Below are 18,838 nucleotides of genomic sequence, written 5' to 3' on the forward strand. Positions count from 1 at the left end.
GGCGGATTATTGCGTCTACGCCACCGATTCGGTTGTCTTCGCCCGTGAGACGCAAGAATCCGTGCGCTTCTCTCGATCCGTGAGCGGAATTCGTGAAAGCGTGTGCTCGGCGGAGAGTCGGGTCCGGCCTGGGAGGATGCACATATGAGCACAGAAGCGGTCCCGACGGGTCGAACCACGCCCGGTCTACCCACCTGGACGGCGGAGGTCCCGGTCGCCCGCGGGCAGCGCGCCCGGCTGTGGTGGGAGGTCGCGATCGTCCTCGGCCTGTCCCTCGGCCAGTCGGCGGTCTACTCGATCGTCACCATCATCGACCGCTCGACTCAGAGTACGCCGCTCGCGGATCAGACCGCGCAGGTGAACCCGTCGCAGTCGAGCAGGCAGGTCTTCGACTTCCTCTACCAGTTCCTCGACAACGCGTTCCCGCTGTTCGCGGTGGCTCTGGTGATCTTCCTGCTCTGGCAGCCGCAGCGCAGCGGGTTCCGCCGCATCGGCTTCGACCTGAGCAGGCCCGGCCGCGACCTCGGCGGCGGCCTCCTGCTCTTCCTGGCGATCGGTGTGCCCGGCATCCTGTTCTACGCGCTCGGCCGGGTGCTCGGCCTGACCGTGCAGGTGCAGGCCTCGCCGCTCGACACGTACTGGTGGACCGTGCCGATCCTGGTCTTCGCGGCGCTGCGGGCGGGCCTCCAGGAGGAGGTCATCATCGTCGGCTACCTGTTCACGCGCCTGCGCCAGCTGGGCTGGGGCAAATGGACGATCATCGTCGCCGCCGCACTCCTCCGCGGCAGCTACCACCTCTACCAGGGCTTCGGCCCCTTCGTCGGCAACGCCATCATGGGCGTCGTCTTCGGCTGGTGCTACACCCGCTGGGGCCGGGTCATGCCCCTGGTGGTCGCGCACGTCATCATCGACATCGTCTCGTTCGTCGGCTATCCGCTGGCCGTCGCGCTGTTCCCGCACATCTTCGGTTAGCTCTTCTCGCGGAAGTCCTCGACGTCGCGCGCATGTCGCAGTTGCAGCTCTCGGTAGTCCTCATCGAGGCGGGCGACCACCGCTCCGGCCGCGCGCACGTTCTCGTCGGCCTCGTGCGAGACCTCCGCGTACACCGCTCTCAAGCAGGGGTCGTCCGTCGCGCCGAATCGGGAGGCGAGCTCGAAGAAGCCCTCCTCCAGCGACCGCATCCTCGACCGGTAGTAGGAGACGTACTCGTCGGCCTGCTCGATGCGGCGGCGCGCGGTCGCGCTCTCCTCGCGCTGCGCTTCCTCCAGCTCGCGCCGGGTGCGGTGTTCGTTCTGCGTCATGGTGTGATGCTCTCCACGCCACGGGCGTAGTCGTTGTTCGCCGCGATGCGCGCGAGACCCGCCGTCACCTTCTCCTCGACCGCCCCGGAGAGGGCCGCAGCGACGTCCGCGCCGCGCAGGGTGACGTTCACCGCGGTGACGGCTCCCTCCATGGCCACCCAGTTGCCGCCCATCACGATTGCGTACTGCGCGTGAACCATCGGCGGAAGGGCCGCGTCGAGCATCCTCCTCGCCGCCTCATGGACGGCGTCGTCGACCGCGTGGATCGTCGCGTCCACCGTGTTCGTCACATCCCCGACCGCCTCGTCGATGAGGTCGCCCAGCCACGACATCATGAACCTCCTATCGGACCCGATACGAAGGCTTGCGCCCACCGCGCATCCTGCGCCGCTGCGTTCCTGACCGTGTTCACGATCCCGTGCGAGATCCGCCCCACGATGCCGATGTGTTCATCCACGAGGTCGTTCACGGCCGCGACCGCCGCCTCGTCGATGTTCTTCTCCACCTGGAGGTCGTGCGCTCTCACGCACTCCTCGATGTCCGCCTCGGTCACCAACGGGTAGAGCAGGGCGGCCACGCTCTTCACGTTCGTCAACGCCGTGGTCATCGCGGGAACGAGTCCGTTGTTCACATCCTTGATCGTCCCGAGGTGCCATGCGACACCGGCGACGCTGGATGCCAGTCCCAGCGCCGCCGCCGTGTCCACGGCGACGACGAGACCGGACAACACCGCGCCCGCGGTGACCGCACTCACCCCATTGACGACCGACACGACCCCGTGGAGAGCCCGAAGCGACTGTCCTTGACCGGGACTGGCGATGTCCGCCAGGTCGGCCAGCTCTTCGATGGTCAGCCCCTCCCCGACCAGTCCGAGCATGGCGCCGAAGGGATCGAAGTCGAACGCGTCGCCCAGGTCGTGATGCTCGATCACGCCCTTCCACAATTCGTCATCGACGAACACGCCTGCGCCCGTCCCGTGCCCGAGGACGTTCCCGATCAGATCGAACCGGTTCACATAGTTGGTCAGCGGAGGCCGCCCATGCTTGCGCTCCGCCCGAACCCACTCCTTCGCCTGCGGGGACAGCACGTCCCACGGGTCGGGAGCGTTGAAGGTGGTCGACGACCAGTGGTTCTCCGCGGCGACATACAGGGCGAGGAACCCGCCGAGGGAATGCCCCACCGTCTCGATCCGCGCCGCCGAATGCCCCTCCGCCGCGAGTCTCTTCTGGGCCTGCTCCGCGAACTTCTCGGCCTCGGCGACCTGGGTGCCCTCCCCCGTCCGGCGCCCCACCACGGAGACCAGGTCCGCGACGACGTCGGCGCGGTCGTCGGGGTTGGTGCCGGCGAACGCGATGAAGACCTGGGAGTGGTCGGGGAGCCCGTCGATGATGGGGACGACGGCCATGCCCTGGAAGCCGGTGGTGGGGTCGGTGGCGGTGTCGTAGACCTGGAACTGAGGCTTCTGAGCATCGTCGGGCGGGAAGATGTACCTCTCTCCCACCGGAGGATTCTGTGCCAGCGAGTCCACCAGGTATGCCGTCGCGGCCATGGACGCATAGTCCTCTGCGGTGGTCATTCAATCACCTCGGAACTGCCGTCGCTGTAGGTCACTGAAACTGAGGTCGGCGCATCCTCTGCGGGAATGATTGGCAGCGGTTCGGACACTCCGGAGCCCGACTTGACTCCGAGTATGGCTTGATACTCGTGGCCGCCAATTGTGATGACCGCATTGACTGCCCACGGGGCACCGAACCCCGACTGCGCGCCCTCTCTGGTGAAGGTGATCTTCTGTACGCCACGCTTATCACCGACAAAGGCGATCGCCGCCTTTCTCTGATTCGCGAGATTCGTTTCCTTGTTCACGTCATTTCCTCCCAACCCACAGCCGCTCAAACTCAGAGCGACCGCGACCCCGACGGCAATCAGGGGCCGCGTGCGCGCCGCCGTCACTCGATCACCTCTGATGACTCATCGCTGAAGATCACCGTCACGGGACCAGCCGTGGCCTCAGGAGGGATTTCCGGCAGCGGCTCTGACGAAATCAGCTGAGGGCTGAGGGTCGCACGATAATCGTTTCCCTCAACTGTCACGACTGCGTCGGCCCTCCACGTCGCTCCGAAGCCCGGTGGTTCACCTTCCTGGACAAATCGAATCGTCTCCACGCCACCCTGCGTCTCAAGAAAGGCGATGGCCGCCTTCCTCTGATTTGCGAGATTGGCCTCCATGCGAACTTCATCGCGTTCAGCAGTGCAGCCGCTCACGGTCAGCACGAGCGCGACCGCGATCATGACCATCCGGCTTCGCGCGAGTGCCCCCGTCATGAGCATCAGGCTAACACTGTCAGTACGGAATCACACCAGTTAGCATTTTTTACCTGACGCTTTGCAAGCATTTCCGCGCACAAAGCGAAACCGCCGAGTCACGAACGATTCGTGACTCGGCGGTTCGAGTGGTGTGCCCGGGGCGCGATTACGCGAACGCCTCCGGCGGCGGGCACGCGCAGAACAGGTTGCGGTCTCCATAGGCCTGGTCGATGCGCCGCACCGGCGGCCAGTACTTGTTCCGGACCAGCGTCGGCACCGGGTACACGGCCTGCTCGCGGCTGTACGCGTGGTCCCAGGTGGAGGTCGCGACCGACTCCGCGGTGTGCGGCGCGTTGCGCAGCGGGTTGTCGTCGGCCGGCCAGTCGCCGGCGGCGACCGCGTCGGCCTCGGCCTTGATCGCGATCATCGCGGTGACGAAGCGGTCGAGCTCCGCGAGGTCCTCGCTCTCGGTGGGCTCCACCATGAGCGTGCCCGCCACCGGGAACGACATCGTCGGCGCGTGGAAGCCGTAGTCGATGAGGCGCTTGGCCACGTCGTCCACCGTGACGCCGGTGCGCTCGGTCAGCGGCCGGACGTCGAGGATGCACTCGTGCGCGACGAGCCCGTTGTCCCCCGCGTAGAGCACCGGGAAGTGCTCGCGCAGCTTCGCGGCGACGTAGTTGGCCGACAGCACCGCGGCGCCGGTGGCGTCGGCGAGGCCCTGCGCGCCCATCATCCGGACGTAGGCCCAGGAGATCGGGAGGATGCTCGGGCTGCCGTAGGGCGCCGCGGAGACCGGGCCGCCGCCGTGCTCGATCCGGCCGTCCGGTCCGTCCGCCCCGACGAGCACGTGCGTCGCGTCCTGGGCGAGCGGGTGCCCGGGCAGGAACGGCGCGAGGTGGGCCTTCGCCGCGACAGGGCCGACGCCGGGGCCGCCGCCGCCGTGCGGGATGCAGAAGGTCTTGTGCAGGTTGAGGTGGCTGACGTCGCCGCCGAAGTCGCCGAACCGGGCGTAGCCCAGCAGCGCGTTGAGGTTGGCGCCGTCGACGTAGACCTGTCCCCCGGCCTCGTGCACCGCGGAGGTGATCGCGACGACCTCGTGCTCGTAGACGCCGTGCGTCGACGGGTAGGTGATCATCAGCGCGGCGAGGGTGTCGGCGTTCGCGGCGATCTTGGCGCGGAGGTCGTCCAGGTCGACGTTGCCGAACTCGTCGGTCGCGACTACGACGACGCTCATCCCGGCGAGCACAGCGGACGCGGCGTTGGTGCCGTGCGCGGACTGCGGGATGAGGCAGACCGTGCGCTGCTCATCGCCGCGCGAGCGGTGGTAGCCGCGGATCGCGAGGAGGCCGGCGAGCTCGCCCTGGCTGCCCGCGTTCGGCTGCAGCGACACGGTGTCGTACCCGGTCACGTCGGCGAGCCAGGCCTCGAGCTGGTCGATCAGCTCCAGCGACCCGGCCACGTCCGCCGCAGGGGCGAACGGGTGCAGGGCGGCGAACTCGGGCCAGGTCACGGCCTCCATCTCGGTGGCCGCGTTGAGCTTCATGGTGCACGAGCCGAGCGGGATCATGCCGCGGTCGAGCGCGTAGTCGCGGTCCTGGAGCTGGCGGAGGTAGCGCATCATCGCCGTCTCCGAGTGGTGGGTGGAGAACACCGGGTGCGTCAGGAAGTCGGACGTGCGGGCGAGCGCCTGGTCGAAGGACGGCTCGGAGCCGAACTCGAGCGCCGCGTCGCCCTCCACCGCGTCGCCCTCCACCGTGCCGCCCAGCACCTCGATGAGGTCGCCGAGCGGGAAGACGCCGTCGCGCAGGTCGGCGGCGGTCTCCTCGTCCAGGCTCAGCGAGACCAGCCCGGCGTCGACCGCGTGCAGCAGGAGGCCGCGGTCGTGGGCGCGGGCGACGACCGTCGCGGCGTCGTCCACCTCCACCAGGAGGGTGTCGAAGTACGAGCGGGACGGTACCTCCACCCCGGCGGCGCGCAGCGCGTCCGCGACGGCGACGGCCGAGAGGTGCACGTGGCGACCGATCGCGCGCAGCCCGGCAGGGCCGTGGTAGACCGCGTACATCGCGGCCATCACGGCCAGCAGCACCTGGGCGGTGCAGATGTTGGAGGTCGCCTTCTCGCGGCGGATGTGCTGCTCGCGGGTCTGCAGCGTGAGCCGGTAGGCGGGCTTGCCGATGGCGTCCTGCGAAACGCCGACCAGGCGGCCGGGGAGCTGGCGCTCCAGGCCCTTGCGGACCGCCATGTAGCCCGCGTGCGGGCCGCCGAAGCCCATCGGGACGCCGAAGCGCTGGCTGGTGCCGACGGCGACGTCGGCGCCGAGCTCGCCCGGCGAGGTGAGCTGGGTGAGCGCGAGGAGGTCGGCGGCGGCCACGACGACCGCACCGGCGGCCTTGGCGGCGGCGATCACCGCGGACGGGTCCCAGACCCGTCCGGAGGCGCCGGGATACTGCACGAACAGGCCGAAGGCCTCCTGCAGCTCGGCGGCGTCGGCGGGCGTCGAGGCGAGGTCGAGGACGACCAGCTCGATGCCGACGGCCTCCGCGCGGTTGCGCAGCAGCGCAAGGGTCTGCGGGAAGGTGTCCGCGTCCACCACGAACTTCACGCCGGCGGCCTTGGAGGCGCGGCGCGCCAGCAGCATGCCCTCCACCACGGCCGTGCCCTCGTCGAGCATCGACGCGTTGGCGGTGTCCAGCCCGGTCAGGTCGGAGACCATGGTCTGGAAGTTGATCAGCGCCTCCAGGCGGCCCTGCGAGATCTCCGGCTGGTACGGCGTGTACGCGGTGTACCAGCCCGGGTTCTCCAGGACGTTGCGCTTGATCACCGCAGGGGTGATCGTGCCGTAGTAGCCGAGGCCGATCAGGCTGCGGTTCACCGTGTTGCGCGCGGCGAGGGCCCGCAGCTCGCGGAGGGCGGCGCGCTCGCTGATCGCGGCGGGCAGCGCGGAGACGCGGCCGGGGGCGGTGCGGATGGAGTCCGGCACGGCGGCGGAGACGAGGGCCTCCACCGATTCGTAGCCGAGGGCGGACAGCATGGATCGCTGCGCGTCCCCGTCGGTGCCGATGTGACGCGTCTGGAACTGGTCGCTCATGTCTAGCGGTTGCCTTACTCGCCCGTGAGGGCCTTGTACTCGTCGTAGGAGAGGAGACCGTCGGGGAGGGCGCTGAAGGTCACCTTGATGAGCCAGCCCTCGCCGAACGGGTCGCTGTTGACCAGCTCCGGTGCGTCGACCACGGCCTGGTTGGCCTCGGCGACGGTGCCGTCCACCGGCGCGAAAAGTTCGCCGACCGACTTGGTCGACTCGATCTCGCCGACCACCCGGCCGGCCGCGACGTCGCTGCCCTCCGCGGGGAGCTCGACGAACACGACGTCGCCCAGCTTCTCGGCCGCGTAGCTCGTGATGCCGACGGTCGCGGTGTCGCCCTCGACGAGGAGCCACTCGTGCTCGGCGGTGTACTTGAGGTCCTGCTCTGCGGCCATGGTCAGTGCTTCTTTCTGCTGTAGAAGGGGAGGGCGGTGACGGTGAACGGGAGGCGGGTGCCGCGCACGTCCACGTGCAGCTCGGTGCCAGGGCGGGCGAACCGGGGCGCGACGTAGGCCATGGCGATCGGGACCCCGATGGTCGGGGACAGCGCGCCGGAGGTCACGATCCCGACCTCCTCGTCGGCGCCGTCGGCGGCGGTCGCGACGACCGGGTAGCCGGAGCGGGCGGCGCGCTTGCCCTGGCCCATCAGGCCGACCAGCACGCGGGCCTCGGCGTCCGGGCCGTCCTCGCTCGCGGCGCGGCCGACGAAGTCGGTGTCCTTCGCGAGGTTGACGACACGGCCGAGACCCGCCTGCGCAGGCATGGTGTCGCGACCGAGCTCGTGGCCGTAGAGCGGCATCCCGGCCTCCAGGCGCAGCGTGTCGCGGCTGGCGAGCCCGGCGGGGACCAGGCCCTGCGCGCTGCCGGCCTCCAGGAGGGCGTCCCAGAGGGCGCGCGCGTTGTCCGGGGCGGTGTAGAGCTCGAAGCCGTCCTCGCCGGTGTAGCCGGTGCGGGCCACCAGGACCGGGTGCGTCTCGAACTCGGCCGGGACGCTCCAGTAGTACTTGAGGTCGGTGACCCGCTGTGCGAAGGCGTCGCCGTCGATGTGGAAGCCCGGGGTGGCGAGCACGATGCTGAGCGCGGCGGGCCCCTGGACGGCGATGAGCGCGATGTCGTCGCTCTCGTCGAAGACCTCCACGTCGAACGGGGCGGTGCGGTCGCGCAGCTCCTCGGCGACGACGTCCCGGTTGGAGGCGTTGGCGACCACCATGTAGCGGTCGTCGCCGGTGCGGTAGACGACCAGATCGTCGATGATCCCGCCGGCGCGCGAGAGCAGCATGCTGTACTTCGCCTGGTCGAGTGCGAGCGACGAGAGCTTGCCGGCGAGGGCGTAGTCGAGCGCCTCGGCGGCCTCCGGCCCGATGAGCACGATCTCGCCCATGTGGGAGAGGTCGAAGAGCCCGGCCGCGGTGCGGACGGCGTGGTGCTCGGCGAGGTCGCTGGAGTAGCGCACCGGCATCTGCCAGCCGGCGAAGTCGGTGAACGAGGCGCCCGCAGCGGTGTGGGCGTCGTGCAGCGGGGAGGTGCGCTCCGTCGCGGTCTCCGGTGCGTTGGTGCTGTCCTGCGAGCTCATGAGTTCTCCGTTCGCCGGCCGTCGCCGGAGGGATGAACGGTAGCGCGGCGCGCGCTCCGTGTGAAGAACTCCCCCTCTGTCATCCGGCCTGAGAGTTTCACCGGCGACCGCGGCTGCGGCCGACGGCTTTCACCGTGGGCGAGGGCATGTGTGCTGCCCTGCTTTTCAGAGTGGCCAGTCCGATGCGGTACGCGTACCTGAGAGATTGTCGGGGAGGATTGCTCCTTCGGTGCCGCCCGCTCGCGCGCGCGACTCTCCCGCATCGGCCTGTATGGCCCGGTATTCAGTTGACTGGGCCAGCATAACGGGTCGACGACGCCGGCGCGTGCGCGGGCCTCCGCTGCCTCCATTTTGCGTTCAGGTCACCATGACACTAAGATGGTCTCAACTTAGGGTCACGTTGACCTTTAGTCGGATGGGAGGCCCGCGATGGCCGAGCACGAACGCGCGAGTGCGATCCTCGCCGTCTCGACGGTCATCTTCGCGCTGCGCTCCGACGAGGCGACGGACGGTCGCGCCCAGGTCTGGCTGCCGCTGGTCCGCCGCATCCGGGCGCCGTTCGAAGGCCGCTGGGCGCTGCCGGGCGGGCCGCTGCGGGTCGGCGAGGATCTGGCCTACGCCGCCGCCCGGACCCTCAACGACACCACCGGCCTGGCTCCGCGCTACCTGGAGCAGCTTTACACGTTCGGCGACGCCGTGCGCTCCCCCGGTGACGATCACGACGAGCGCGTGGTCTCCATCGTCTATTGGGCGCTCGTCGGCAGCGCGGAGGCCGAGGCCACGACGGCCGGCGAGAACGTGGGCTGGTTCTCGGCCGACGACCTCCCCGAGCTGGCCTTCGACCACAACGTCATCGTCGAGTACGCGCTCTGGCGGCTGCGCACCAAGATGGAGTACTCCCGCATCGCGCACGCCTTCCTCGGCGAGCGCTTCACGCTCGCGCAGCTGCGCGAGGTGCACGAGGCGGTGCTCGGCCGCCCGCTGGACCCGGCGAACTTCCGGCGGACGATCGAGTCCTCCGGCGCCGTGGTCGCCACCGGCGACTACCTGACCGGCACGCGGCACCGGCCGCCCCGGCTCTATCGCTACAACGACTCGATCGACCTCGCCGACGCGGGGCCGCTCACCCGGCAGCAGCCGCCCGTCGGCCTGCGCCACGCCCGTCCCGCCCCGGAAAGCGAGCAGTCATGACCATCGCATCGGTCGACACCACCATCCAGCTCATCTCGAGCGGCAGCATCGACGGCGCCACCTGCGCCCCGGAGCTCGCCGACGGACCCTGGCTGTTCGACTCCGCCCCGCCCTCGTACGGTCCCGGCGCCTCGCAGGACGACCCGATCCCCGCATTCGCGCCCAAGCAGGGCGAGCTGCCCGAGGAGTACCGCACGGCGTCGAAGGATGAGCTCGCCGAGCGCATCCGCGCCGCGAAGGCGACCCTCGGCGACCGGGTCGCGGTGATGGGCCACTTCTACCAGCGCGACGAGGTCGTGCAGTTCGCGGACTTCGTCGGCGACTCCTTCCAGCTCGCCAACTTCGCCAAGGCGCGACCGGAGGCCGAGACGATCGTGTTCTGCGGCGTGCACTTCATGGCCGAGACGGCGGACATCGTCTCGCGGCCCGAGCAGAACGTCATCCTGCCCAACCTCGCCGCCGGCTGCTCGATGGCTGACATGGCCGACCTCGACTCCGTCCAGGAGTGCTGGGAGGCGCTGGAGGAGCTGTACGGCACCGAGCCGGACGCCGACGGACGCGTCCCGGTCATCCCGGTCACCTACATGAACTCGTCGGCGGCGCTCAAGGCGTTCTGCGGCGAGCACGGCGGCATCGTCTGCACGTCGTCCAACGCGGCGACCGTGCTGCAGTGGGCGTTCGAGCGCGGGCAGCGCGTGCTGTTCTTCCCGGACCAGCACCTCGGCCGCAACACCGCCAAGGCCATGGGGGTCCCGCTGGAGCGCATGCCGCTCTGGAACCCGCGCAAGCCGCTCGGCGGCAACGACGAGGCCATCCTCGGCGACGCGCAGGTCATCCTGTGGCACGGCTTCTGCTCGGTGCACAAGCGCTTCACCGTCGGCCAGATCGAGCACGCCCGCGCCGAGTTCCCCGGGGTCCGCGTGATCGTGCACCCCGAGTGCCCCATGGACGTCGTGGACGCGGCCGACGAGTACGGCTCGACCGACTACATCGTCAAGGCGATCCAGGCGGCGCCGGCGGGCTCCACGTTCGCGATAGGCACCGAGATCAACCTCGTCCAGCGGCTCGCCGCGGAGTACCCGCAGCACACCATCTTCTGCCTCGACTCGGTGGTCTGCCCGTGCTCGACGATGTACCGCATCCACCCCGGCTACCTCGCCTGGGTGCTGGAGGGCCTGGTGCGCGGCGAGATCGTGAACCAGGTGCGCGTGGCCGACGAGGTCGCGGCTCCCGCCCGGGTGGCGCTCGAGCGCATGCTCGCCGCCCGGCCGGACACGACGATGGCGGCCTGACATGGCGCGCGTCGTCGTGGTCGGGAGCGGGATCGCCGGGCTCGTCGCCGCCCTGCGCGCGGCCGAGCGGCACGAGGTCACGATCGTGACCAAGGCCGGGATCGCCGACGGCAGCACCCGGTACGCCCAGGGCGGGATCGCCGCAGCCGTGTTCGCCGACGACAGCGTGGCCGACCATGTGGCGGACACGCTGCGTGCGGGCGCCGGGCTCAACGTGGTCGAGGCCGTCGAGGCGCTCTGCGGTGACGGGCCCGCCCGGGTCCGCGAGCTGATCGCGCTCGGCGTCGCGTTCGACCGCGACGGACGCGGACTGGCCAGAGGGCTGGAGGCCGCCCACTCCAGCGCCCGCGTGCTGCACGCGGGCGGCGACGCCACCGGCGCCGAGATCGAGCGGGCGCTCGACGCGGCCGTGCTCGCCGCCGGCATCCGCGTGGTGACCGGGGCGTTCCTGCGCGACGTGCTCGTGACGGACGGCGCCGCCTCCAGTGTCGCGCTGCGGCTGGCCGACGGCACGGAGACCGAGCTGGACGCGGATGCCGTGGTGCTCGCCACCGGCGGCTGGGGGCAGCTCTACTCGCACACGACGAACCCGGCCATCGCCACGGGCGACGGCGTCGCGGCGGCCTACCGGGCCGGCGCGCTGCTGGCCGACCTGGAGTTCACCCAGTTCCACCCGACCGCTCTGCGCCTGCCCGCGGTCGACGGCGGCACGCGCACGTTCCTGGTCTCGGAGGCGGTGCGCGGCGAGGGCGCGGTGCTGCGCAACGCGCGCGGCGAGCGCTTCATGCTCGACGTCCACCCGGACGCCGAACTCGCGCCACGCGATGTCGTGGCCCGCGGGATCGCGGTCGAGATGGCGGCGCAGGACGGCGTCCCGGTCGTGCTCGACGCCACCGCGCTGGGCGCGGACTTCCTCGCCCACCGCTTCCCGACCATCGACGCCGCCTGCCGCGCCGCCGGGATCGACTGGTCCCGCGAGCCGGTGCCGGTGACGCCCGCCGCGCACTACGCCATGGGCGGCGTCGCCACGGACGTCCACGGCCGCACGAGCCTCCCCGGGCTGTTCGCGGTCGGGGAGGTCGCCTGCACGGGCGCGCACGGCGCGAACCGGCTGGCCTCGAACTCGCTGCTGGAAGGGCTGGTGTTCGCACACCGCGCGGCCGAGGCGATCGGGGAACCGTGGGTCGAGACTCCCGAGTGGGTCGCGGAGCCGGCCGCGACGGGTGTCGCCCCGCTCGCGACGGACCTCCCCGACGCCGACCGGCCGTTCGACCGTGCCCGGCTCCAGGCGATCCTGTGGGCGGGCGCCGGCCTCCACCGCGACCGTGCCGGTCTCGAGCGCGCCGCGCGCGAATTGGCCGCGATGGGCGCGCCGGAGCCCGGCGAGGACGCGAACCTCCTCCTGCTCGGCCGCCTCGTCGTGGCCGCTGCGCTGTCGCGCGAGGAGTCGCGCGGCGCCCACTTCCGTTCCGACCACCCGCTGCCGGCCGCGGGGACGCCCCGCCACACCGTGCTCGCTCCCCTGCTCGTTCCTACCGAGGTGACCGTTCCATGCTGACCCGCCAGACCATCCACGACGTCGTCCGAGCCGCTCTCGCCGAAGACGCCCCGTGGGGCGACCTGACCAGCGAGCTGCTCATTCCCGCGACGGCATATGCCACCGCGCGGCTGTCCGCACGGGAGCCCGGCACCTTCTCGGGCGGCGCCGTCTTCGCCGCGGCGATGACCCTGACCGACCCGGCGATCGAGGTCGACCTGGCGGTCGCGGACGGCGACGCCTTCGAGGCCGGCGACACCCTCGCGACCGTGACCGGCCCGGCGCGCGCCGTGCTGCAGGGCGAGCGCGTCGCCCTGAACTTCGTGCAGCGGATGTCCGGCATCGCCACCCTCACCGCGGCCTTCGTGGCGGAGGTCGCCCACACCTCGGCCCGCATCGTCGACACCCGCAAGACCACGCCGGGTCTGCGCGCGTTCGAGCGTCACGCCGTGCGCAGCGGCGGCGGCCACAACCACCGGTACTCGCTGTCGGACGCGGTGATGGCCAAGGACAACCACCTCGCCGTCCTCACCGCGCAGTCCGGGCTGTCGGTGACCGACGCCCTCCGGCGGGTGCGCTCCGAGCTGTCGCACACGACGCACTTGGAGGTCGAGGTCGACCGCATCGACCAGATCGAGCCCGTGCTCGCCGCCGGGGTGGACACGATCATGCTCGACAACTTCACGCTCGACCAGCTGCGCGAGGGCGTCGCGATCGTCGGCGGCCGCGCGATCGTGGAGGCCAGCGGGAACGTCAGCCTCGCAACGGTCCGCGACATCGCGGAGACCGGTGTCGACGTGATCTCGTCCGGCGCGCTCACGCACAGCGTCCGGTCGCTCGACCTCGGGCTGGATGTGGTGCTGGAGGCCGCATGAAGGGCCTGTACCTCGACGCCGCCGCGACCTCCGCGGTGCGCCGCGAGGTGCTGGAGGCGATGTGGCCGTACCTCACGGGCGACTTCGGCAACCCGTCGAGCCACCACGCGGTCGGCGAGTCTGCGGCGCGCGCGCTGGCCTCCGCGCGCGCGACCGTCGCGGAGTGGCTGGGCTGCCGGGCGTCGGAGGTGGTGTTCACCTCCGGAGGCACCGAGGCGGACAACCTCGCGGTCAAAGGGATCGCGCTGGGCGCACCCCGTGGCCGGCATCTCGTGACGACGCCGATCGAGCACGAGGCGGTGCTGGCCTCCGTGGAGTACCTGGTGCGGGTGCACGGGTTCGAGGCGACCTTCGTCCCGGTCGGCCCTGACGGGCTGGTCTCCCCCGACGACTTCGCGGCGGCCCTGCGACCGGACACGACGCTGGCGAGCGTGATGCTCGCCAACAACGAGGTGGGCACCGTCGAGCCGGTCGCGGAGCTCGCGGCGCTGGCGCACGCGCACGGCGTCCCCTTCCACACCGACGCGGTGCAGGCCGCGGGCTGGCTCACGCTCGACGTCCGCGAGCTGGGCGTCGACGCGCTCAGCGTCTCCGGGCACAAGATCGGCGCCCCCAAGGGGATCGGCGCGCTCTACGTCCGCGGCCGGATCCCGCTGGAGCCGGTGCTGCACGGCGGCGGCCAGGAGCGCGGGCGCCGCTCGGGGACCGAGAACGTCGCGGGCGCGGTCGCACTGGCGACGGCGGCCCGGCTGGCCATGCGCGACCGGGAGGCCAACGCCGCCCGGGCCACCGCCGCGCGCGACGCCTTCACGACGGCGGTGCTCACGCAGACCCCTGGCGCGCAGCTGACCGGGCACGCGTCCGCGCGCCTGCCGGGCACGGCCTCCTTCGTCTTCCCCGGGATCAACGGCGAGACGGTGCTGCTGGAGCTGGAGCGCCGTGGCATCGTCTCCTCCAGCGGCTCGGCCTGCGCGGCCGGCAGCGAGGACGCCTCGCACGTGCTGCTCGCCCTCGGCTTCGACGAGGACGTCGCCCGCACCGCGGTGCGCTTCTCGTGGGGTCCCGACGTGACGGAGACCGACCTCGTGGCGGTCGCGCCGGCCGTCGCGGAGGCGGTGCGCGAGGTGTCGGGGCTGGGCTCCTGAGCGCGAGTTAAGCGGAGAGTGAACGCGGGCCCGAGTTCACCTGTTCGAAACCCACGGTGTCGGAGGTCGTGGATAGGGTTGACCGGTGACTGAGAAGACCTCACCTGCGCCCGCCGACGCCATCGACACCGGAGCGCTCGAAGGGTCCCGGGGAGAGACGGCGCACCCGCGGATCGCCCCGCGCGACCAGCGCGTCATCTGGCTGCTGCTCGCGGCCACGTTCGTCGTGATCCTCAACGAGACGATCATGAGCGTCGCCATCCCGAAGCTCATGGACGACCTCCACATCGACGCGCTCGCCGCCCAGTGGCTCTCGACCGCGTTCATGCTGACGATGGCCGTCGTCATCCCGATCACCGGCTTCCTGCTGCAGCGGTTCACCACCCGCCAGGTCTTCATCGCGGCGATGTCGCTGTTCTCGCTCGGCACGCTCGTCGCCGCCCTCGCGCCGGGCTTCAGCCTCCTCGTCGTCGCGCGGGTGATCCAGGCGTGTGGAACGGCGATCATGCTGCCCCTGCTGATGACCACGCTGATGACCCTGGTGCCGCCTGCGTTGCGCGGGCGCACGATGGGCAACGTCTCGATCGTCATCTCGGTCGCACCCGCGATCGGCCCGACCATCTCGGGCGTCATCCTCAACTTCCTCGCCTGGCGCTGGATCTTCCTCATCGTGCTGCCGATCGCCGTCGTGATGCTGCTGATCGGCATCAAGTTCGTCGAGAACGTGACCGAGACCCGCAAGAGCCGCATCGACGTGCTGTCCGTCATCCTCTCGGCGTTCGGATTCGGCGGCCTCGTCTACGGCCTCACGCTGAGCGGCGAGACCGGACCGGCCGCGGCGGCCAACGAGCCGATCCTGTGGACTTCGCTGGCGGTCGGCGTCGTGTCGCTCGCGGCGTTCGTCACCCGGCAGCTGCTGCTGCAGCGCAAGGACCGCGCGCTGCTCGACCTCCGCACCTTCCGCAGCCCGATCTTCACGGTGGCGATCGTGCTCATGGCGATCACGACGGCGTCGCTCTTCGGCGTGATCATCGTGCTCCCGCTCTACCTGCAGCACGTGCTGCACCTCGACGTGCTGGGCACCGGGCTGCTCCTCCTGCCCGGCGGACTGGTCATGGGCCTCGCGGCGCCGTTCGTCGGCCGGCTCTACGACCGGATCGGCCCGCGCCCGCTGGTGATTCCGGGGGCGATCCTGGTGAGCCTGGTCATGTGGTCGCTCACGATGGTGACCGAGACGACGCCGGTGTACCTGGTGCTGATCGCGCACATCACGATGAGCCTCGGCCTGGCGCTCATGTTCACGCCGCTCTTCACGGCGGGCCTCGGCGCGGTTCCGCCGCACCTGTACTCGCACGGCAGCGCGATCCTCGGCACCATCCAGCAGGTGGGAGGCGCGGCGGGCACGGCCCTGCTCGTGGCGGTGCTGTCGGCGCAGACGGCGGCGCTGGCCGCGGGCGGCGCGAGCCTCGACGCGGCGACGGCGGGCGGCATCCGCACGGCGTTCTTCGCGGCGGCGATCATCTCGCTCTTCGGGGTCGTCGGTTCGTTCTTCATCAGCAAGCCGGCGGACGCGCCGTCGGAGGCGGCGTTCGCGCACTGAGGGCCTGGCCCGAAACAAGGGGGATGCCATGGCGCGCGGAGTCGACGCGGACACCGTCGAGGAGTACCTGGACCGGATCGGCGAGCCGTTCGGCTCCGCGCTGAGCACGGTGCGCGACCGCATCCTCGCCATCCTCCCGGACGCGGAGCAGGTGATCAGCTACCGCGTCCCGACGTTCCGGCTCGACGGGCGGAGCGTGGTCGGGCTGTCGGCGACGGCGAAGGAGTGCAGCCTCCTGCTGATGTCTCCCCCGGCCGCCGCCGAGCTGGCCGGCACGCTGTCCGAGGGGACGATCACCGGCGCGACGCTGCACTTCCCGCCGTCCGCGCCGCTCGGCGACGACACGCTGCGCGCCGTGCTCGCCGTCCGCTTGCGGGAGCTCGGCCGCTAGGGCGTTCCTCTGGCATCCGCCGTCGCGTGGTGGCACGATGAGTCCCGCGACATTCGAGGAGGAGCCATGGCCATCATCGAGACCGTCGACCCCGGCGAGGCGACCGGGGCCACTGCGGAGATCTACGCGAAGGACGAACGCGACCTCGGCTACGTGGCCGACTACACGCGCGTGATGGCCGCCAACCCCGAGGCCTACCAGGCCTGGGAGCAGCTCATCCGCGCCATCGTGGCGCAGCTCGGCGTGCGCAGATACGAGCTCGTGACCCTCGCCGCGGCCGAGGGCACGCACTCCCAGCACTGCCGGCTCGCCCACGGCCGCAAGACCCTCGCGGTCATGGACGCCGATGAGGTGGAGGCCGTCGCCCGCGACTTCCACGACGCCGGCCTCAGCGAGGCGGAGGTCGCGATGATGGAGTACGCGCGGCGGATCAGCACCGACGCGTCCTCGATGACCGAGGCCGACTCCCTGCGGCTGCGCGAGCTGGGCTTCACCGACCGGGAGATCGTCGACATCACTCTGGCCGCCGCGGCGCGCAACTACTTCAGCCGGGCCATCCAGGCGCTCGGCGTCTCGGTCGAGGTCCCGCCCGGGATCAGCGAGAGCCTCCGCGACGCCCTGCTGGCGCCGCTGTGAGCGCCGAGGAAGCGCCGCCGGTCGAGCGGGAGATCGTGCAGGACGTGACGCTCGCCAACCCGCGGCCGGTGGGCCGCATCCAGACCCGGCGCATCACGATGCAGCCGGACGTCGCAGGCGGCCTCCACCTCCACAACGGCCCGGTGGTCGGCTCGATCGAGCGCGGCTCCGCGATCTACCAGGTCGAGGGCGGCCCGGCGCGCACCCTGGAGGCCGGCGACACCTTCTACGAGGAGGAGGGCGCCAGGATCGCCCGGTTCGACGCGGGCCCGGACGGCGTCGTCTTCCTGGCCCACTTCCCGGTGGGCACCCACGAGGAGCCCACCCTCACGATGCTCTAGGAGGCCGCAGATTCAGGCTTGGCTGCCGTCCGGAATTCCTGTTCGAGTCGGTGGAGCACCATGTGCGCGTCAGCAGACCAACGCTGGTCAAGGTTGTCGGTGAAGCTGACGGAAAGAACCCGGTAGCCCTCGGTCCGCGTATATGGACGAAGAGCTCGGCGATGCTCGCTCGCCTCAATTGCGAACTTCCATTCGTCCTCCACGTATTGGACGAAGAACTCGCCCGGAGGAAGAACCTGGAAGTGGATCGCGGGCACGATCTCCTTCTTGTGCAGCTTGGCGAGAATGGACACGTCGTGGAAGGTCGAAACTGATCGGTTGCTCACCACCACCCCGAAAATGAGTGGGTCCTCGCTCCGATCCGAGGCAGCCCACGCCGAGAGTTTCGATGCCTGCGCTTTGGCTTCACGGTCTTCCTCGGCCGCACGTCGCCTCCGGTCCACCAGAAGCTGCGCTCCGGCGAAGCCCACGGCAACCGTCGTGATCCACGTAGGGATGTCTCCGGCCCACGCTGGCCAGCTCATTCGGCGTGCTCGCTGAAACTGACTCGGTGTCCACTCTCGCCGGCGCTCAACTGCAGTGAGCCGACAGAGCCGCCTTTGTGGTCGGACAGCAGAGGGAGAAGCTTGACGAGCCGCGAATTGATAGCGCTGGTCTGGCGACCGTGCGCGGCCGCGATCTCCGCAATCGGAACCTCTCGTGCATGAGATTCGAGGAGTCGCGAATCCTCGTCCGCCGTCCAACGCGCGTAAGCGTTGGGGTAGGTCTCGCGAATCGCTTCGACGGAATAGCTCGGGCCGCCCGCTTCATCGGTCGTATCGATCGCGAACTCGAGGCTGATCTTGGCAACCTCAGCACAACTAAGCTCCGATACAACCGTTCCCGACCTCAGGAAGGCCATCGCCGTTCCGTCGATCGTGATCTGGTCGACGTCAAGTGCGACGGCGCCACCTGACGCCAACCGAACGTCGATGTCCATGTCGATGCCTCCCCATGTTTCAGCGAGCGAGTCAGTGCCGCAGGCACCACGAAAAACGTAGCATTAACAATCTAACTCTCGACTCTGCGGCACGGGGCCTGCGTCATTGCCTCCTAGTCGCTACTTTGCCCTCACGGCCTACCATGCGTATGAGGCGGCGATCTCATCACCGCCTCACGACAACCTTCTAGGAGGCCGCAGTGGTGTACCGAGTGAAGCGCGTCTACGACACGCCGGCCGTCGAGGACGGCCTGCGGGTGCTCGTCGACCGGCTCTGGCCGCGCGGGCTCACCAAGGAGAAGGCGAAGGTGGACATCTGGCTCAAGGATGTCGCGCCCTCCACCGAGCTGCGGCGCTGGTTCCACCACGAGGCGCCCTTGTTCGACGAGTTCACAGCCCGTTACACGGCAGAGCTCGACGCGAACCCCACGGTCGCGCAGTTGCGCGAGCTCGGCGACACCCATCCGGTCGTGACGCTGCTGGTCGGCGCCCGCGACCCGGAACTGAACCAGGGGGTGGTGCTCGAGAGGTATCTCGAACACCACCCCCGGTGACGGCCACCACAGCCGTCGGCGCCGGACGTGCCCGG

General features: G+C 70.3%; 21 protein-coding genes and 2 riboswitches. Of the genes, 11 read left to right on the forward strand and 10 right to left on the reverse strand.

What is annotated here, in order from left to right; genetic code table 11:
- Positions 1-144: 144 nt before the first annotated feature.
- Positions 145-972: a CPBP family intramembrane glutamic endopeptidase gene (locus AC3A3H_RS06690; RefSeq protein ID WP_487613768.1), complete on the forward strand. Its 828-nt coding sequence runs from the start codon at positions 145-147 to the stop codon at positions 970-972.
- On the opposite strand, the gene AC3A3H_RS06695 is transcribed toward AC3A3H_RS06690, so the two are convergent.
- The 8 genes from AC3A3H_RS06695 to gcvT form a co-directional block, all read right to left on the reverse strand.
- A complete protein-coding gene (locus AC3A3H_RS06695) occupies positions 969-1,301 on the reverse strand; it encodes a hypothetical protein (RefSeq protein WP_487613769.1) in 333 nt (110 codons plus the stop codon). The genes AC3A3H_RS06690 and AC3A3H_RS06695 overlap by 4 nt on opposite strands.
- The gene (locus AC3A3H_RS06700) at positions 1,298-1,636 is read right to left on the reverse strand and encodes a hypothetical protein (protein WP_487613770.1); all 339 of its coding nucleotides are present in this window, start codon (positions 1,634-1,636) and stop codon (positions 1,298-1,300) included. The genes AC3A3H_RS06695 and AC3A3H_RS06700 overlap by 4 nt, the downstream gene beginning before the upstream one ends.
- Positions 1,633-2,877: an alpha/beta hydrolase family protein gene (locus AC3A3H_RS06705; protein WP_487613771.1), complete on the reverse strand. Its 1,245-nt coding sequence runs from the start codon at positions 2,875-2,877 to the stop codon at positions 1,633-1,635. Before AC3A3H_RS06705 ends, AC3A3H_RS06700 begins: the two co-directional genes overlap by 4 nt.
- Entirely contained in the window at positions 2,874-3,164 is a 291-nt protein-coding gene (locus AC3A3H_RS06710; RefSeq protein ID WP_487613772.1) for a hypothetical protein, read from the reverse strand. Before AC3A3H_RS06710 ends, AC3A3H_RS06705 begins: the two co-directional genes overlap by 4 nt.
- Before the next feature lie 83 nt (positions 3,165-3,247).
- Complete coding sequence (locus tag AC3A3H_RS06715) at positions 3,248-3,622, reverse strand: hypothetical protein (RefSeq protein ID WP_487613773.1); 375 nt, start codon at positions 3,620-3,622, stop codon at positions 3,248-3,250.
- Between the two features lie 148 nt (positions 3,623-3,770).
- Entirely contained in the window at positions 3,771-6,695 is a 2,925-nt protein-coding gene (gcvP, locus tag AC3A3H_RS06720; RefSeq protein WP_487613774.1) for an aminomethyl-transferring glycine dehydrogenase, read from the reverse strand.
- A 14-nt stretch (positions 6,696-6,709) separates the two neighbouring features.
- The gene (gcvH, locus tag AC3A3H_RS06725; protein WP_487613775.1) at positions 6,710-7,084 is read right to left on the reverse strand and encodes a glycine cleavage system protein GcvH; all 375 of its coding nucleotides are present in this window, start codon (positions 7,082-7,084) and stop codon (positions 6,710-6,712) included.
- 2 nt (positions 7,085-7,086) lie between these two features.
- The gene (gene gcvT / locus AC3A3H_RS06730) at positions 7,087-8,262 is read right to left on the reverse strand and encodes a glycine cleavage system aminomethyltransferase GcvT (RefSeq protein ID WP_487613776.1); all 1,176 of its coding nucleotides are present in this window, start codon (positions 8,260-8,262) and stop codon (positions 7,087-7,089) included.
- 69 nt (positions 8,263-8,331) lie between these two features.
- A riboswitch (glycine riboswitch) is annotated at positions 8,332-8,436 on the reverse strand.
- A 1-nt stretch (position 8,437) separates the two neighbouring features.
- Positions 8,438-8,532, reverse strand: a riboswitch (glycine riboswitch).
- Positions 8,533-8,691: 159 nt separating this feature from the next.
- On the opposite strand from gcvT, the gene AC3A3H_RS06735 reads away from it, so the two are divergent.
- The 9 genes from AC3A3H_RS06735 to AC3A3H_RS06775 all read left to right on the forward strand — a co-directional run bounded on the left by AC3A3H_RS06735 (position 8,692) and on the right by AC3A3H_RS06775 (position 17,270).
- On the forward strand, positions 8,692-9,453 hold the full coding sequence (locus AC3A3H_RS06735; RefSeq protein WP_487613777.1) for an NUDIX hydrolase: 762 nt from the start codon (positions 8,692-8,694) through the stop codon (positions 9,451-9,453).
- On the forward strand, positions 9,450-10,745 hold the full coding sequence (nadA, locus tag AC3A3H_RS06740) for a quinolinate synthase NadA (protein WP_487613778.1): 1,296 nt from the start codon (positions 9,450-9,452) through the stop codon (positions 10,743-10,745). The genes AC3A3H_RS06735 and nadA overlap by 4 nt, the downstream gene beginning before the upstream one ends.
- Before the next feature lies 1 nt (position 10,746).
- Positions 10,747-12,303 (forward strand): L-aspartate oxidase, encoded by a 1,557-nt coding sequence (nadB, locus tag AC3A3H_RS06745; RefSeq protein ID WP_487613779.1) that lies wholly within the window; start codon positions 10,747-10,749, stop codon positions 12,301-12,303.
- Positions 12,297-13,157 (forward strand): carboxylating nicotinate-nucleotide diphosphorylase, encoded by an 861-nt coding sequence (gene nadC / locus AC3A3H_RS06750; protein ID WP_487613780.1) that lies wholly within the window; start codon positions 12,297-12,299, stop codon positions 13,155-13,157. The genes nadB and nadC overlap by 7 nt, the downstream gene beginning before the upstream one ends.
- Positions 13,154-14,302 carry a cysteine desulfurase family protein gene (locus AC3A3H_RS06755; RefSeq protein ID WP_487613781.1) on the forward strand — a complete coding sequence of 383 codons (1,149 nt, stop codon included), beginning with the start codon at positions 13,154-13,156 and terminating at the stop codon, positions 14,300-14,302. Before nadC ends, AC3A3H_RS06755 begins: the two co-directional genes overlap by 4 nt.
- Positions 14,303-14,423: 121 nt before the next feature.
- Positions 14,424-15,902, forward strand: coding sequence for an MDR family MFS transporter (locus AC3A3H_RS06760; RefSeq protein WP_487613804.1), 1,479 nt, complete (start codon positions 14,424-14,426; stop codon positions 15,900-15,902).
- A gap of 28 nt (positions 15,903-15,930) precedes the next feature.
- Positions 15,931-16,293: an iron chaperone gene (locus AC3A3H_RS06765; protein WP_487613782.1), complete on the forward strand. Its 363-nt coding sequence runs from the start codon at positions 15,931-15,933 to the stop codon at positions 16,291-16,293.
- Positions 16,294-16,359: 66 nt separating this feature from the next.
- Positions 16,360-16,929, forward strand: coding sequence for a peroxidase-related enzyme (locus tag AC3A3H_RS06770; protein ID WP_487613783.1), 570 nt, complete (start codon positions 16,360-16,362; stop codon positions 16,927-16,929).
- On the forward strand, positions 16,926-17,270 hold the full coding sequence (locus AC3A3H_RS06775) for a cupin domain-containing protein (protein WP_487613784.1): 345 nt from the start codon (positions 16,926-16,928) through the stop codon (positions 17,268-17,270). Before AC3A3H_RS06770 ends, AC3A3H_RS06775 begins: the two co-directional genes overlap by 4 nt.
- Here AC3A3H_RS06775 and AC3A3H_RS06780 read toward each other — a convergent pair.
- The gene (locus AC3A3H_RS06780; RefSeq protein ID WP_487613785.1) at positions 17,267-17,740 is read right to left on the reverse strand and encodes a hypothetical protein; all 474 of its coding nucleotides are present in this window, start codon (positions 17,738-17,740) and stop codon (positions 17,267-17,269) included. The two genes, AC3A3H_RS06775 and AC3A3H_RS06780, sit on opposite strands and share 4 nt — an antisense overlap.
- A 50-nt stretch (positions 17,741-17,790) precedes the next feature.
- Positions 17,791-18,249 carry a hypothetical protein gene (locus tag AC3A3H_RS06785; RefSeq protein ID WP_487613786.1) on the reverse strand — a complete coding sequence of 153 codons (459 nt, stop codon included), beginning with the start codon at positions 18,247-18,249 and terminating at the stop codon, positions 17,791-17,793.
- A gap of 200 nt (positions 18,250-18,449) precedes the next feature.
- Between AC3A3H_RS06785 and AC3A3H_RS06790 the strand changes: the two genes are divergently transcribed.
- Positions 18,450-18,803 carry a DUF488 domain-containing protein gene (locus AC3A3H_RS06790; protein WP_487613787.1) on the forward strand — a complete coding sequence of 118 codons (354 nt, stop codon included), beginning with the start codon at positions 18,450-18,452 and terminating at the stop codon, positions 18,801-18,803.
- Positions 18,804-18,838 lie beyond the last annotated feature (35 nt).

This window comes from Leifsonia sp. Soil_N53, assembly GCF_057655165.1.

What these genes read in the sequence shown, in the direction of transcription:
- AC3A3H_RS06690 (WP_487613768.1), top strand. Translation starts at nt 145, where the DNA reads ATGAGCACAGAAGCGGTCCCGACGGGTCGAACCACGCCCGGTCTACCC.
- AC3A3H_RS06695 (WP_487613769.1), bottom strand. Translation starts at nt 1,301, where the DNA reads ATGACGCAGAACGAACACCGCACCCGGCGCGAGCTGGAGGAAGCGCAG.
- AC3A3H_RS06700 (WP_487613770.1), bottom strand. Translation starts at nt 1,636, where the DNA reads ATGATGTCGTGGCTGGGCGACCTCATCGACGAGGCGGTCGGGGATGTG.
- AC3A3H_RS06705 (WP_487613771.1), bottom strand. Translation starts at nt 2,877, where the DNA reads ATGACCACCGCAGAGGACTATGCGTCCATGGCCGCGACGGCATACCTG.
- AC3A3H_RS06715 (WP_487613773.1), bottom strand. Translation starts at nt 3,622, where the DNA reads ATGACGGGGGCACTCGCGCGAAGCCGGATGGTCATGATCGCGGTCGCG.
- gcvP (WP_487613774.1), bottom strand. Translation starts at nt 6,695, where the DNA reads ATGAGCGACCAGTTCCAGACGCGTCACATCGGCACCGACGGGGACGCG.
- gcvH (WP_487613775.1), bottom strand. Translation starts at nt 7,084, where the DNA reads ATGGCCGCAGAGCAGGACCTCAAGTACACCGCCGAGCACGAGTGGCTC.
- gcvT (WP_487613776.1), bottom strand. Translation starts at nt 8,262, where the DNA reads ATGAGCTCGCAGGACAGCACCAACGCACCGGAGACCGCGACGGAGCGC.
- AC3A3H_RS06735 (WP_487613777.1), top strand. Translation starts at nt 8,692, where the DNA reads ATGGCCGAGCACGAACGCGCGAGTGCGATCCTCGCCGTCTCGACGGTC.
- nadA (WP_487613778.1), top strand. Translation starts at nt 9,450, where the DNA reads ATGACCATCGCATCGGTCGACACCACCATCCAGCTCATCTCGAGCGGC.
- nadB (WP_487613779.1), top strand. Translation starts at nt 10,747, where the DNA reads ATGGCGCGCGTCGTCGTGGTCGGGAGCGGGATCGCCGGGCTCGTCGCC.
- nadC (WP_487613780.1), top strand. Translation starts at nt 12,297, where the DNA reads ATGCTGACCCGCCAGACCATCCACGACGTCGTCCGAGCCGCTCTCGCC.
- AC3A3H_RS06755 (WP_487613781.1), top strand. Translation starts at nt 13,154, where the DNA reads ATGAAGGGCCTGTACCTCGACGCCGCCGCGACCTCCGCGGTGCGCCGC.
- AC3A3H_RS06765 (WP_487613782.1), top strand. Translation starts at nt 15,931, where the DNA reads ATGGCGCGCGGAGTCGACGCGGACACCGTCGAGGAGTACCTGGACCGG.
- AC3A3H_RS06770 (WP_487613783.1), top strand. Translation starts at nt 16,360, where the DNA reads ATGGCCATCATCGAGACCGTCGACCCCGGCGAGGCGACCGGGGCCACT.
- AC3A3H_RS06785 (WP_487613786.1), bottom strand. Translation starts at nt 18,249, where the DNA reads ATGGACATCGACGTTCGGTTGGCGTCAGGTGGCGCCGTCGCACTTGAC.